The sequence below is a fragment of the uncultured Kordia sp. genome (assembly GCF_947489565.1).
Classification (GTDB): Bacteria; Bacteroidota; Bacteroidia; order Flavobacteriales; family Flavobacteriaceae; genus Kordia.
Map to the genome: position 1 here is coordinate 176362 of NZ_CANLEA010000013.1, position 15632 is coordinate 191993.

Genomic DNA, 15632 nt, shown 5'->3' on the forward strand with positions numbered 1-15632 from the left:
AGCTTCATAATCTTTAGTAAATAGAACTAGACTATAATAGAGAATTTAAGTAACTTGGTGTTTTATCTAAATTTTTAAACAAAACACGTTACATGTCTTATTCCCAAAGCCTTTTAGAATTTATTGATCAAAGTTCAACGGCATTCCATGCTGTAGAAAATTTAAAAAATGAATTATTTAAACAAAATTATACAGAATTAAAGGAAGAAGCCAATTGGTCGTTAGAAAAAGGAGGGAAGTATTTTGTAACAAGAGCAGAAGGATCAATTATCATATTCAAAACACCTAAGAAATGGACAAGTGATTATGCTTTTTCTATTATTGGAGCACATACTGATTCACCATGTCTCAGAATAAAAAATAATCCTATTTCAACAAAAGAAGGCTATCAATTATTAAATATTGAAATATATGGTGGTGTATTATTAACGAGTTGGTTTGACAAAGACCTGTATTTTGGTGGTCGAATAATTATTGAAACTGAAAATGGTCAATTAGAACAAAAAATAATAAAAATAGAAAAAAGGCTACGCATACCTCGCTTGGCAATACATTTAGATAGAGAAGTAAATAAGGAAGGATTTAAACCAAACCCGCAAGAGCATATGTTTCCTGTTATTGGGCTTTATAAAGACCTACAATTTGAAGATTGGATTAAAAAAGAAACAGGACTTTCTGGAACTATACTTAGTTGGGATTTATTTCTGTTTGATGCTGAAAAATCGAGTTTAGGAGGTATTCATAAAGAGTTCATTTTTGCGCCTAGGTTAGATAATTTAGCCAGTGTTCATGCATCATTTGAGGCTTTAAAAACAGCTGATTCTGAAAATAACAACATCCAAATGGCTGTATACTTCCAGCATGAAGAAATTGGTTCAGAATCTCAAAACGGAGCTAATTCTAACTTTTTGGAAGCTACTTTAAAACGTATTCATGGTCATATTTCTTCAAAAGAAGAAACTTATTTTCAAACCGTTGCACGTTCATTTTTTATATCAGCAGATATGGCACATGCGGTACATCCTAGTTATTCTGAAAAGCATGACGCCAATCACAAACCACACATTGGTGCTGGACCCGTCATAAAAAGTAATGCTAACATGCGTTATGCAACCGATGCTTTTTCGATAGCCAAATTTAAGCAATGGTGTAACAAAGCAAATATTCCTTTTCAAGATTTTTGTAGCCGTAATGATATTGGCTGTGGCTCTACCATTGGACCTATGACTGCAGCAAAAATAGGCATCCCAACGATAGATGTTGGAAACCCAATGTTATCTATGCATAGTATTAGAGAAATGTGCGGTGTGAAAGATCATGATGCTATTATAAAAGTGTTTACTGAATTTTATAAGAGCTAAAAGTTCGAATACTAATATCAAAGGATTCTTTACAAAAAAATAAAGGATTCAATCATTGTGTCATGTAAGTATCTTTACTTATAAAACGACAGAAAGTAATTTTGCATAACGACTTATTATGACTACATATAAAATGTGTTATAATGTTCTCGCGTTATGTTACTTTGCTTAGGCGAAAAGCAAAGTTTAATCTTCACATTTTTAAAAAGTTATTACCTAAAAGTTTCTTCAAGAAAGGTAATGGAACAATTTTTACACAAGTGACGTAGGAGGGAAGTGGAATAGTTGTGGAGTGGAATAAATATTACACAAACTGTTTCATATTACGGTTTTCCGTAAAATATTACTTGTTAATTATTCTTATATTTGGAGTTGACCATATTGAATGTTTTTCCTGATTGCAATATATATCTAATAAAATATGATAAAAATAATACACGAAAATCCTGAAAAGGTAAATACTATAGTAATATTTATACATGGATTTATTGGTGGCGAAGAAACTTGGGTAAAAGAAAATGGAAGTAAGCCTTTAATAGACTATGTTTTTACAGATGGTCTTGAGAAAAAAGTAGATATTGGTCTATTTTTATATCATACAAAACTCTTAGAGTTTTTTCCTAAAATTAGCAGAATAGCAAAATTTCTTGAGAAAAAAAAAGCAACAAAGAACTTACCAATTGAGAGTTTAAGTGATCTATTATCTACACAGTTAAAATATAGGTGTACTAATTATGAAAATATAATACTTATTGGTCATAGTATGGGCGGATTAATAGCTAAAAGATTTATTTTAAACGATATTAAACAACATTCTTCCTCAAAAGTTAAATTATATATATCATTAGCTACACCACATTCTGGTTCTGATTTAGCTACTTATGGTAAAAATATAATATCTAATTGCCAAGTAAAGGATTTAGCACCGTTAAGTAATAACATTAATAGCTTAAATCAAGAATGGGTTCAATGTAAATCACTACCACAAAGGTTTTATGCACAAGGATTAAGTGATGATATTGTACCGAAAATCTCAGGAGTATCATTTGATAGAGATAAAATAGAACCAATCTATTCAGACGATGACCATTTTACTATAATTATACCTGATAATGAAGACGATGTAATTGTACACGCACTTAGAAAAGAGTTAGGAGATTTTATAAAGAATAAAGAAATTCAAGAAATAGAAAATAAAGAAACGTTTGTAGACGAAGGTCAATACGATGAAGAAAAGTTTGTTTTAAAATTATTAATGGCCGATGTCCACGATAATTTAGTAGGAAATTCTAAACAAGCTTTTTATAGTGCAGAATTCACAGTTAGAAAATTAAATAGGTTAGGAGTTGATGTAAAAGAGTTAACTTCTCTTTATGAGAAGGTTAAAGAATTATTTATGTTAGAATTTGGAGATTTATTAAACGGAACTCATAAAAATTCTGATGCGTTAGTTACGGCTATTCATAGAAAAATAATAAACGAGGATAAAAATCATTTGAAATCATTATATACTTCACTTCAATCATTTCAAAAATTTGGAATGCTACAGCAATTAGCTTCCATAGATGATGATATTTGGTGGGCAAAAGATAATAATATAAGTTCTTTGGAAGAATTTGAAATACAAATTAAGCAAAAATAATAGTGACTAAAATACCTATATACATACCAGATTCTGAGGTTTATTTAAAATTAGGAAAATTGATATTATTATTAAACGAATTATCAACTAATTCAAAAAAAGAACCTATACTTACTTTAGAAAAAATTTCAATTTTTGAGTTTTTAACAAAACATCCTATGCTTTTAAATAGAATTCTTTATTTGAAGAATAAAGAATTAATTGATTTAAATAATTCCGAGAAATATTCAATTGAAGCATTATTCTTAGATAGAGGTCCCTTATTTAATTTTTCAACAAATAAAGTATTGCTTAACCTTTTGATAGGATATAAATTCATAAATGTGAAGATTAAAAAAGATTTTGAAGTAAATTATTTTATAACTCAAAGAGGAATAGAATACGCTCAAAATTTAGATTCCCAATACTTCAAAAGATTGAAGCGTATTTATAAAAAGATAACTCCTATAAAATCATTAAGCTATTCTAATATTAATAAACTAATTGAACCTTATCTAAATTATGGCATTAAAGATTAAAACACCTAAACTAATTGTTAGAAACTTAGTTCTTATTGGACATAGAAAAAATTACAAAGTACCTTTTAATAATGGTTTCAATTTAATTTATGGAGATTCAGATACTGGTAAATCAAGTATTTTGAATTTAATCAATTATTGCCTAGGTGCTAGCTCAGTCGATTTATATGATGAAATAGAGTTAGCTGGTGATTATTGTTTGTTAGAGGTGTTATTAACGGGAGAAAAATATACAATTAAAAGAGATATTTTTAATCCAAAGGCAGAAATTGAAGTTTATAGGTGTTCTTATGATGAAATTGATAATATCTTTCCTAAATATTATTCTCCAAATTATAATAAAGTTAGCGAAGATGGTTTTTTTTCAGAGTTCCTTTTATCATCAATGAATATACCAATTACCAAGCTAAAACAATCTCCAACAAAGGAGGATTCTAAAATGGTAACATTGAGTTTTCGTGATATATTTAGATTTAATTATTTAAATCAAGATAAAGTTGGTAGTAAAAAGTTATTAGGAGAGAACTTTGCCTATTTGACAAAATTAAAAGAGACATTTAAGTTGATGTATAATGCTCTTGATACTCAAATCTTACAATTAGAAGAGTCAATATCAGAACTAGTTAAAGAACGTAATGATTTAAATAAACGAAATATTTCAGTTTCAAGTTTTCTAAAAGAAACTAAAATAGATTCTTTAAAAGTTTTAGAAGAAAGGAAAGAAGAAAAAGAAGCAGAATACTTATTACTAAAAAGTACTTTAAAGGAAATAGATAAAAGTATCTTATCAGACAGCTCTGAACTTGATGGTTTAAGGAAAAACATTAGTAATTTAGAAAAGCAATTACTTGATTATATTAATGATCGATCTCTTAAGCAACAAGCTATTAAGCAAAACATAGCCTTGAGAAATGAATATGCAAATGATATTAGAAAGATAATTAGTACGATTGAAGTTTTGAAAAAGTTCCCAAAAATAGAGGATAAAGACACTAGTTGTCCTGTATGTGAACAAAATATTAAATTAAGTGTTCTTAAAAAGCAATTTGCAAATACCGATACAGAAACTATAAAATCAGAACTTAATGGATTAAGAAGAAGGCAGAAAGAATTAATAAAAATCCATACTAATTTAAGAGAAGATATATCTAAATATGACTCAATAATTACTTTAAATACTGAAAATTTAGATGAAATGAGGTTACAATTTGATAATCAAACTAAAGAAATTGTAACTCCTTTTATTAGTCAAAGAGATACTATATCTTCAAAAATTGGAAGTATAAATAGTGATCTTAAAAATCTTCAACATTTTTATAAAATACGCAATCAACAAACTATTATTGATGCTGAGATTGTGACTTTGGATAATAGAATCACAGTATTTAGAGATGATTTAAAAGTATTAAAAGATTCAGCTCCAAGTTTAGATAGAGTTTTTCTAAAATTAGGAACTACTTTAGAAGAGTTTTTAAAATTTGTCGGAATGAAAAATGTAACTAATATTTCTATTTCATCTAAAAGTTATCTACCTATAATAAGAAATAGAGATTATGAAAAAATTACTTCTGGTGGAGTGAGAACGCTAAGTTCTGTAGGGTTTTATCTTAGTTTACTTGAATATGCAATTAGTAATGGTGTTAATTATCCATCGCTTTTAATGATAGATACAATTGCAAAGTATATAGGTAAAACGAAAGAAGCTGATTTATCAAATACAAGTATAGAAGAGGATTTAAAAGAAGGAATGAAAGATGCTACTAAATATGAAAATATTTATAATTATTTAATTAATTTAAGCTTGAAGTCATCTGATAGTTTTCAAATTATTGTTGTTGATAACGATGTTCCAAAAACATTAGAAGAAAAACTAAAACCCTTTATAGCTAAACATTATACAACAACTCCAACAACAATAAGTGATGAAATTGGATTTATTGACGATGCTTATGAAGTCAATTACACTAGAGATAATAGTGAAGAACTTAATAATAATTTTGATGTGGATTCTTATGATTTAGACTCTAATTCTCAATTATCAAATTATATAAATATATTAGCTCTAGTTGATTACAATAACTACGAAGAAATCCCAATAATGTCAAATGAAATAATGTTTTTTACTAATTCAAATTTCAGAAATACCGATGGAAAAGAGATTACTCTTAGGAAGAATTATATTTGGCTTCAAACATTAGATAACAAAAAACTATTTATAAAGAAATCACTTAATGAAGTCTTAAATGTTTTACCAGAAAATTTTTATTGGTTAAATCGTCAATATATAGTTAATCTAACTTTAATAAGAAGTGTGAGTAATAATTTTGTAGTATTTGATGATATAAAAATCAAAATTGAATCTAATTATTTATTGGAATTTCAGCAAGCTTATAAAAACTTTATAAAAAAGTGATTTTATTTTTTTGCTATTAAATTATTTGAAATGTTTTACCGAAGAAAATCTTAATTAATACCATAAAATCTTGTCTAAAGTAATAGTATATTTCTTTTGTGAATAATTCATCTCACTCAAACTTCCCAGTTCCATAATTAACACGTTTCTTAAAATCTATAATTTCATCTTTCAGTTTCTTATTAGCGTTTTCTATGAGTTCATTTTGAACTTTCATAATGCGTAATAAATCATGAATGGCGTTTAAGTTTTCTAGTTGTGTATAAACTACTTTCTCTAAATCAGCTTTTGTGTATTTTGGAAATGGCATTGTTCTTGTTTTAAGATTAAATATTCCGATTATCAGAACAAATATATATAAAAACGGATAAAATAAAAATCAATAGTTCATAAAATCGGAATAATTTATCTTATTATATAAATTTATGTTCTTAAAATCAAACAATAATGACCGAATTAGGTTTATTCTTATCAAAAAAATCAGTAAATCGTTCCGATGTTGCTAGAAAAACAGGAATAAGTAAAACTAGACTTAGTGAACTAGCTAACAATCAAAAAACTAAGCTAAGAGCTGATGAATTATATCTAATTGCTTTAGCTATCGATGTTGATCCTTGTGATATCTTCAAAGAAATTTGCGCAGACCTTAAATTAAAAGACGAAAATTAGTCCATAAACGCAAGCGCCAAAACGACCTCAGAAAACTTTGGTCAAAACAATAGGCGAGTGAGCGTCTATATTCTAGAGATGAAGCAATATTGTTATTGAGAACTCTGTATTTTAATCGAAATCCAAAACAAGCTAAAGAACTCAAAACGCTTCTAAAATATAGCGAACGAGCCGTAATTGTTTCCAAAGTTTTATGAAGTCTTGATTTTTGTTTCTTTTTATCAAGAAAAAGACAAAATAAAAAACTACAAAAGGTTCTCATTAAAACTCAAAAGCTATTTAACATAACGAAAATCAAAAAGGTTTTTATGAAAACAAACAGTTAGCATAGTTATAGAAAATTCTTCGCAGAAAATTTTTATAATTATGCGACAGGCTAACGTAAAGGTTATAAAACTTTTTCTAACGAAATGATTCTAATTTATACAATGTTTGTGTAGAATTTCTAAAGTAGCTTTTGTGCGGCTGGAAAGCGTTGGAAAATTATTCGCATCATTTTATTTTAAATTAAAGAGCTCATGAATGCTACGCATTTGTGTTTGAAAAGCAATAAAGCATTTGCGCGCGGCAATTTTGCATAACGACAAATTATGGGACAAATGTCTAACTAAAAAGGTAATCGCTGAGAATAGCGTATTTTATTTTTTCTTAACCCAAGTACTAAATATCCTTAATAAACTAGACAGATTCTGGGATATTTAGCATAATGTAGAATTATAGCCTACAAATACATTTGTACTATAATTTATATTATGTTAAATAGAATATTTCAACAACACTACAACCTTCACCATCAATCCTATATTTCTAGTCCTCTATGGCTTTGAGTTCTTTACGATATCCAATTAAATCATTTTTTAAAGCTGTAATGATCTGTCCATAACCATTCACATATAAAAAACGTAACGACGCTATTCTTGCTTTGTGCTGTTTGTTATTCGTAAAATAATCCACACAATCGTTTTGACATTTTAAGTTGGTAATGAATTCTGTATACCAATCTTGTGTGCGTTCAATTTCTTTCAAGTTCTCTGTGATGGTTGTAAAAATTAGACGCTCTACAGATTTTATTTCTTCCAGGTACATTTTATAAGCAGAATTTAAATCCAACAATTTTTCAGATGCTTTGGTTTCGTTCAACGTTGCATTGTCAATCATCGTAATGGCGTGTGTATCGATATCCATAGTATTGACTTCAAACAGTAAGGATCCTAAAATATTTCCAAATAAAGGATTCGAACCATCTTCTGAAGTTTTCAAATAATTCAAATAATTTTGCTGCAACGTATCCAAATTCTTTTGATAAACATTTATAGCTTCAATATCTTTGTCTAATTGCTTAATAATGTTTTGTTTAAGCTCTACATTTGCATTATTTAGCTGTTTTCGCTGATTCCAATTGTTAATTCCCACAGCAATCAAAATTCCAATTACAACCAAAATAATCTCACCAGAAGCGTATTTAAGGTATTTTTTAAAGTTCTTTCCTCCCATATACTCAAAACGTTGTTTGTTAAATAATCTCATAAGCGAAAATCTGGTTCTAATATAGTAAATTATGGTGTTAGGTGTTTGGTCTTTGGTCGCTTCGCTGTTAGTCAAGCCCCAAGACCCAAGACCCAAGACCCAAATTTAACACAAAGCTTTCATTTTTTAAAACACTTAACTCAACCAGAAGCCGTACTTTTGCAAAATGATTTCAAAAAAGCAATCGCAAACAGAATTTATCATACTAATGGCATCATTAATGTCTATTGTAGCACTGTCTATTGATGCGATTTTACCTGCATTGGAATCCATCGGAGTTTCTATTGGAACCACAAATTCTAAAGACAATCAGAAGCTTATTACCATGATTTTCTTAGGTTTAGGTTTTGGACAATTGATTTTTGGTCCACTATCCGACAGTATTGGTCGAAAACCCATCATTTACATGGGATTCATCCTGTTTGTATTGGCCAGTATTCTCTGTGTCTTTGCTCCCAATCTTGAAATCATGATTCTCGGACGTATTCTGCAAGGAATTGGACTTTCGGCGCCAAGAACGATCAGTATTGCCATGGTGCGCGATAGTTTTAGCGGTGATTACATGGCAAAAATCATGTCGTTTATTGTAGCCATATTCATCTTAGTTCCTGTGGTTGCGCCAGCATTAGGAAAACTTTTATTAGATCATTATGGTTGGAAAGCCATCTTTAATAGTCAACTAATTTTTGGAGCTTTGATCATGATTTGGCTCTGGAAACGACAACCCGAAACACTTCATCCAGAAAATCAAATAAAGATATCTAAAGATTTATTTATCAATGGTTTAAAAGAATTTTTAAAATTCAAAACTTCCATTGCATTCACCTTAATTTCAGGATTAATTACAGGTTCGTTTATGGTGTACTTAAGTGCTTCACAAGACATCTTCCATAAGCAATATGGTTTGGTGGAAGAGTTCCCATACATCTTTGCAGCTTTGGCCATTTCGGTAGGATTTGCGACATTTTTGAATGGAACTTTTGTACTCAAGTATGGCATGTACAAAATGGTACGTGCATTTATGATTGCTTTTACGTCAATTCCGGTGATTTATTTGGCTTTTTTCTACGGTCAACCGAATCCTAGTGTGTATGTATTAGTTGGATTTTTTGGCATTCAGTTCTTCGCTATAGGTTTCCTTTTCGGGAATTTACGCTCGTTAGCCATGCAACCTGTTGGACATATTGCCGGCGTTGGTGCTGCCATTAACGGATTTGTATCTACGATCATGGCAGTTCCCATTGCAACCTACATCGGAAGCTTTATAGAAACGACAGCTTCTCCTCTATTTATTGGTTTTATGATCTGTGGATGCGCTTCAATCCTAATTCTTATGATTCTAAAAAAAGTGAATAAAACGGCTTCATTGTCAACAACATAGTTTGTAAAAAAACAATCTTTTAACTAAGTTTACGGCAAAACCTCGATCAACCAAAATGAAAAAGATAATTGTAGCGACTTTTTTAAGTCTATTTCTCTGTATCCCATTACTTCAAGCACAGCATTCTGTTGCACGCGATTGGAATGAAGAATTATTACATGCCATTCGTGGCGATTTCGCACGTCCCACAGTACATGCACGAAACTTATTTCATAGTTCCATGGTCATGTATGACGCTTGGGCCATTTTTGATGCTACGGCAGAAACGGTATTTTTAGGAAAAACCTATGGTACATATACCAGTACTTTTAACGGAATTGCGCCGCCAACAGATGTAGAAGCTGCACGACATGAAGTTATTAGTTATGCCATGTATCGTTTGTTAACGCATCGTTTTGCCAATTCTCCAGGTGCTGCCACTTCCCTACCGAGTTTTCAAACATTATTTGAATCGTATGGATATGATGTCAATTTTATGTCTACGGATTACAGTTCCGGTTCGTATGCAGCATTGGGAAATCACTTAGCAGATGAAATTATTGCGTATGGAATGCAAGATGGTGCTAATGAGCAGAATGATTATGCCAATGAGCATTATCAACCTGTAAATAGTCCATTGATTTTAGATTTGTACGAAGACACCAACGATATCAATCCAGATAAATGGCAACCATTAGCATTTGATGTTTATATTGACCAAAGCGGAAATGTATTTCCATTAAATACACCACCTTTTTTAAGTCCAGAATGGGGAGAAGTCTACCCTTTTGCCTTAAAATATGATGATTTACAGATTATCAATGAAGGATTTGACTGTTACGTTTACAGCGATCCAGGTCCGCCAGTATACATTCAAGAATCGAATGAAGATGGAATTGACGATCCGTATAAGTGGCACTTTGCCTTAGTTTCGTTGTGGTCTTCACATTTAGATCCTGCCGATAATACCATGATCGATATTTCACCTGGCGCGATAGGAAACTTGCCTACAACAGCTTTTCCAGAAACCTTTGAAGAATACAAAGCCTTTTATGATATTATAAATGGTGGCGATCCTAGTACGGGACACGCCATCAATCCTGTGACGAATCTTCCCTATACACCACAAATGGTAAAAAGAGCAGATTATGCACGTGTATTGGCTGAATTTTGGGCAGACGGACCAGATTCTGAAACGCCTCCAGGACACTGGTTTACCATTATGAACTATGTAAGTGATCATCCGTTAGTAGAAAAACGTTTAAACGGTTCAGGATCAATATTAGGGGATTTAGAATGGGATGTAAAATGTTATTTAGCGCTCGGTGGCGCGATGCATGATGCAGCCGTTAATACTTGGGGAATTAAAGGATATTACGATTATGTGCGACCAATTTCTGCCATTCGTTATATGGCAGGAAAAGGACAAAGTACCGATGCTTCCTTACCTAGTTACGATCCGCATGGTTTACCGTTGATTCCAAATTATATTGAATTGATAGAAACGGGCGATCCGTTAGCTGGAGATAGCGATGAAAATGTAGGGAAAGTAAAAGTATATGCTTGGAAAGGTCCAGATTATATCAACGATCCTACGCAAGATATTGCGGGTGTTGGTTGGATTTTAGCTAACAGATGGTGGCCATATCAACGCGGAACCTTTGTTACGCCGCCTTTTGCAGGATATTTATCAGGACATTCTACTTTTTCTAGAGCTGCCGCTGAAGTATTGACATTATTGACAGGAGACGAATTTTTCCCTGGCGGAATGGGAACGTTTGACATTCCACAAGATAACTTTTTAGTCTTCGAAAAAGGACCGAGTGCGCCATTTACATTGCAATGGGCAACCTATCGTGATGCTTCAGATCAAACAAGTTTATCAAGAATTTGGGGCGGAATTCATCCTCCAATTGATGATATTCGTGGACGAATTATTGGTGCGCAAATTGGTGTAGAAGCTTTTACCAAAGCCAATGACTATTTTAGTGGTGTTTTGAGTACTGAAGCGTTTGAAACTTCCTCCGTAAAAGTATATCCTGTACCATTCACAAATCAATTGACGATTCAAACAGAAAACGAGGAAATCTCAAAAGTAGATTTATACAGTATTGACGGACGTTTGCTGTTTACTGAAACGATCAATTCAAATCAAGAAACAATCAATTTACCGAACTTACAGACTGGAATTTATTTTATAAAAGGATATAATTCAACAGGAAAAATTATGCTACAAGAAAAAGTGATTAAGAACTAGTCTTTGACCAATATTACATACTAAATCAATTGATTAACATAAAAAATTGCAGAGATACATTACATGCAAGAATTGAAAACAGTTATAAAATTTGGCAATTGTAAGTTTGAAGGAGATTTTTTATCAGTAGCAAAAGGCGACGATCCGAATTTTATTCGCAATTGCGAGAAAATAATTAAAAATCGAATCTGTCATTGGAATCCAATAGAATTATTTATTATTGGTATAGATACTACTTTTTGTAATGCTTCCATTAAATATAAAAGTGATAGTTCAGATGTTTTTTCTTTTTGGAGTTCTGGTAATAAACTTAGAGTTACAAGCTATCATCCTAACATATATAGACCTTTTACAGAAATTTTTCTAAAAACGTATAAAGGATATGAGCAAAAGAATGATGTAAGTTATATTAAGAAAAGAAAAAGAGAAGAATATCGCTCATACGATTCAACTTACGGGGATAAAGAACTTAACTATGATCCTATTGATGATGGACTTATCATTTATTATACTCGAAACACATTATCCAGAGACGAAGGCTCCATAATGTGTTTTTATAGATTCTATGATGAATATAAAGCTATACTTATAAATTTGGGTAAAAATCTTCAGTGGAATGTTTCAGAATCGTGTGAAATTCCAATTACTGAAGTTCAGCAAATTATTAATATATGATAATAAATGTCAAATCGAACACAGATAAGATTCTGAAAAAATAGCTTTTCTAAGTTTCTCAACGGTGTTCGAAATGACTACAACTGATTTTTGAATGTAATCAATTGTTTTTGAATAAACCTTATGTTATTTAGGTCTTTCAGCTTCTAAACGAAGTCCAAATCCTCCTAATTGTAAACTAGACATGTTTTCTTCTATCAGTACGAGTTCTATTCCATCTTTTCCTGGTTTGTCGCTAAACTCTGTTCCAATAACAACAGGTGTTAATCGTCCATTAATCATAGGTACATTTATAATTAATCGAGATTCTCTCGTATAAAAATAAGTCTGTCCATTTTTAGATTTCACCTTTGCATTCGCCTTTTTACAAGCATTCTGTTCTATCATCAATAGTTCATTATATTCTCTATATGATGGATTTTTTCGAAGCAGTTCCAATACCGTTTTTTCAACACGTTCATCTAAGAAACGAATCCAAATGGCACTCTTTTTAGGTAATTTTCCTTTGTGTAATACCAAACGTTTCATGGTCGATTTATCTTCTGCATTTCCAACAACTCCGGTAGCTTCATACGTATCATCAGTACTGTCATCCGTATAATCGATGGTAATATTTCGTTGTCCAAGATTGGAATTATCAATAACTAAGTTTCCTGATGGAGTTGGTCCCGTATGTGGTGAAACTTCAGCTAAAAGACACGGATGCCAAGAAGTTGCTCCTACAGTTTCCGGCGGAACCATTGCTGCTGGCCATTGGAAATCATAAATAATTTCATCGCCACTAGCTTGTGTCGTTACAAACTCCTCTCCTATCAAGTACGTTCCTTGTACTAAAGGGTTTGGAATAGGATCTCCTGGATTTCCTGTTGGAATGAAATCTGTTGGATATACAAATTGCGATCCTGCGAAATGCGATAAATATAATCTGACATAAAAATTAGAAGAAGCTGTTGTTCCTGCATTTTTTACGCGAACACGTACCCAATTGTCTGAACCTGAGATTGCATTTTGATTTGGAGGATTGACTCCATACGCTGGATCGGCTAATCCTTCTACGGCCGGATCCGCATTTCTAATCCAAATATCTGGACTTCTCCAAAAAGTTCCTCCTGTCGGTACTACAGATCCGTCGTCAGACAGATTGTCTCTAATCACAAGATTCACGGCTCCTGTATCAAAATCATTAGCGGCTTGTACTGCAGCCAGAATATCTAAGCGTCCAAAACCATACCATTGGCTAAAACCGCCAACCCATTGTCCAACAGGATCTACATTGGCGCCATCAATCACTACGGCTGTGTTTCTAAGAATATCTCTTAGGTTAATCCAGGTTAATTGTGGTTCAACAGATAGCATTAATGCAGCTGCAGCGGCTACGGTTGGAGCTGCGGCAGAAGTTCCTCCAAATGTTTGTGTTCCTCCTACATCATCAAGAGAAGGTGCATCGTGACCTTGTGCACAAATGTCTATTTCTGGACCAAAATTAGACGTAAATCTCAATACTTCAACGCCTGCTCCGTTAGGTTGTAACGAATTAGAAATGGCCAATGTTCGTGGATGTGCAGCAAAGGTTCTCACTCCAGTAATTGCTTGACCACCATTTCCAGCAGAATATACGACCAATGTTCCCAATCCTCCACGACCGTAAGTGCTTAAGTATTCAAAAGTGTCGTCCATGATACCAGATAAAGCCAATCCGTCTGAACCATGAGAGCAGGATATAATATCTGCTGGATTAGGAATTGGTTCCGCTGGCCAACCTGCAGTAGTATTACCTGTTGTAAAACCAGCTGCCCATAATAATATATCTCCATAATTAACGGAACTTACATTCACTCTTTCTAAACCTATTTGATGTGTATTAGGCGCGATTCCTGCTACTGCCGAATTGTTATCCGTTAATGCAGCAATGATTCCATAAACGCCCATACCATGATCCGAAAACGGAGTATATCCAGGGACGGTACATTGTTGCATGCCCGAAAAATCGAAACATTGTGATAATTGTGGATTTCCATCCGTAAGGTTTCCGCCAATATCTGGATGATCGATATCAATTCCTCTATCTAACGAACATACGGTTACATTGGTACTTCCTAAAGTAATATTTGGATCAATGCCATTCAAAAATTGCCAAGCTTGATCTGCATTTTGGAGTGTCAGATTAGCTTGTGTGCCATACAATGCATCATTTGGTGGATCGGCAGGAAATACATCGTCGGTAATTTCTGCGATAATATCTGGTTCAGCGTACTTAACAATGTCTTTTTCATACCAAGATTCCATCAATTCCAGATGCGATTTCCAGTTTCCTTTCAAAAATTCAATCAAAAAAGCATTTCCAGCTTGAATAAACTTTCTTAAAATACGTCCGCCAGTTTTTTCTACGAGCGCATTGATATCTTTAGGCTTCATGTGATTTTTAAATCGAACCACAAAACGGTGATCAATTAACTTGATTTGATCTTTGCCCAAATCAACAGGAATACCAACTCTAACATCTCTTTCCAAGAATTTAGGCGCATTGGCTCTAATTTTATCTAGATCTTTAGGGTTTCTTAATTTAAACATCCATATAGCGCCATCGCCAGCAATGTTTGTTCCTTTTTCATTTTTAAGTTTGTATGGCTTTAGCTTAAACTGTTTACAAACTCTATCAATGGCTCTTTTTGACTCTTTTTCAGAAGGAGGTTTTATTTCAAATGTGAATCCTACGAGACTTTCTTCTGGTTGGAAAGGAACGCGATTTTGTCCCATGCGATACGATGGCCATCCTTTTTTTCCTAGATAAATAGGTGTAATTTCATTTCTTCCAGTGACTTCAAGCATTCTTGGAGGTGCTATCATATCATTCGCTGTCACAGAAATTTTATAATTTCCTTTAAGCATTTCGCCTTTATAGAGGTTTTTTCCTTTTACTCGTTTCAGTCGCGTTCTTCCCAAACGTACTAATGCTTCTTTTTCATAAGGTTTCCCTCCTGGATTATGGAGTGAAATGTGAATACTAACTTTCTCTGGTTTCTTTAGATTTTTCAGGTTTTTTTTTGATTTCATACGGTCTTTTTAGGTTTATTAATGTCATTAAAAAACTATGCCTAGCGTAGGAATAATTTTCTAAGACTACCAATGTAGACTGCTAATCGTTTAAAGTAAAGAGTTGTTTCACTCTTATTACAAGTGTAATGTCCTGAATTTCAACAGGGTTTTTCC

11 protein-coding genes are annotated in these 15632 nt (G+C 32.3%); 8 read left to right on the top strand and 3 right to left on the bottom strand.

The genetic code is table 11. The features are described 5' to 3' along the window. Window positions 1-92: 92 nt before the first annotated feature. The 4 genes from Q0845_RS18175 (at window position 93) to Q0845_RS18190 (ending at window position 5934) form a co-directional block, all read left to right on the top strand. On the top strand, window positions 93-1361 hold the full coding sequence (locus tag Q0845_RS18175) for a M18 family aminopeptidase (protein ID WP_298516256.1): 1269 nt from the start codon (window positions 93-95) through the stop codon (window positions 1359-1361). Window positions 1362-1782: 421 nt separating this feature from the next. After that, complete coding sequence (locus Q0845_RS18180; protein WP_298516258.1) at window positions 1783-3003, top strand: ABC-three component system protein; 1221 nt, start codon at window positions 1783-1785, stop codon at window positions 3001-3003. Window positions 3004-3005: 2 nt separating this feature from the next. Further along, a complete protein-coding gene (locus Q0845_RS18185) occupies window positions 3006-3521 on the top strand; it encodes an ABC-three component system middle component 4 (RefSeq protein WP_298516260.1) in 516 nt (171 codons plus the stop codon). Then, the gene (locus Q0845_RS18190) at window positions 3505-5934 is read left to right on the top strand and encodes a LytTR family transcriptional regulator DNA-binding domain-containing protein (protein ID WP_298516262.1); all 2430 of its coding nucleotides are present in this window, start codon (window positions 3505-3507) and stop codon (window positions 5932-5934) included. The genes Q0845_RS18185 and Q0845_RS18190 overlap by 17 nt, the downstream gene beginning before the upstream one ends. A 112-nt stretch (window positions 5935-6046) precedes the next feature. Here the strand turns inward: Q0845_RS18190 and Q0845_RS18195 are convergent, their stop codons facing one another. Further along, window positions 6047-6244, bottom strand: coding sequence for a hypothetical protein (locus tag Q0845_RS18195; protein WP_298516264.1), 198 nt, complete (start codon window positions 6242-6244; stop codon window positions 6047-6049). Window positions 6245-6381: 137 nt separating this feature from the next. On the opposite strand from Q0845_RS18195, the gene Q0845_RS18200 reads away from it, so the two are divergent. Beyond that, window positions 6382-6603 (top strand): helix-turn-helix transcriptional regulator, encoded by a 222-nt coding sequence (locus Q0845_RS18200; protein ID WP_298516267.1) that lies wholly within the window; start codon window positions 6382-6384, stop codon window positions 6601-6603. 807 nt (window positions 6604-7410) lie between these two features. Here Q0845_RS18200 and Q0845_RS18205 read toward each other — a convergent pair. After that, window positions 7411-8130, bottom strand: coding sequence for a hypothetical protein (locus Q0845_RS18205; protein ID WP_298516269.1), 720 nt, complete (start codon window positions 8128-8130; stop codon window positions 7411-7413). Window positions 8131-8296: 166 nt separating this feature from the next. Between Q0845_RS18205 and Q0845_RS18210 the strand changes: the two genes are divergently transcribed. From Q0845_RS18210 to Q0845_RS18220, 3 genes are all read left to right on the top strand, one after another. Then, a complete protein-coding gene (locus Q0845_RS18210; RefSeq protein ID WP_298516271.1) occupies window positions 8297-9511 on the top strand; it encodes a multidrug effflux MFS transporter in 1215 nt (404 codons plus the stop codon). A 55-nt stretch (window positions 9512-9566) separates the two neighbouring features. Further along, window positions 9567-11747, top strand: a complete 2181-nt coding sequence (locus Q0845_RS18215) for a T9SS type A sorting domain-containing protein (protein WP_298516273.1) — start codon at window positions 9567-9569, stop codon at window positions 11745-11747. Window positions 11748-11810: 63 nt separating this feature from the next. Then, window positions 11811-12422, top strand: coding sequence for a hypothetical protein (locus tag Q0845_RS18220; RefSeq protein ID WP_298516276.1), 612 nt, complete (start codon window positions 11811-11813; stop codon window positions 12420-12422). Window positions 12423-12548: 126 nt separating this feature from the next. On the opposite strand, the gene Q0845_RS18225 is transcribed toward Q0845_RS18220, so the two are convergent. Further along, window positions 12549-15476, bottom strand: coding sequence for a S8 family serine peptidase (locus tag Q0845_RS18225; protein WP_298516278.1), 2928 nt, complete (start codon window positions 15474-15476; stop codon window positions 12549-12551). Window positions 15477-15632 lie beyond the last annotated feature (156 nt).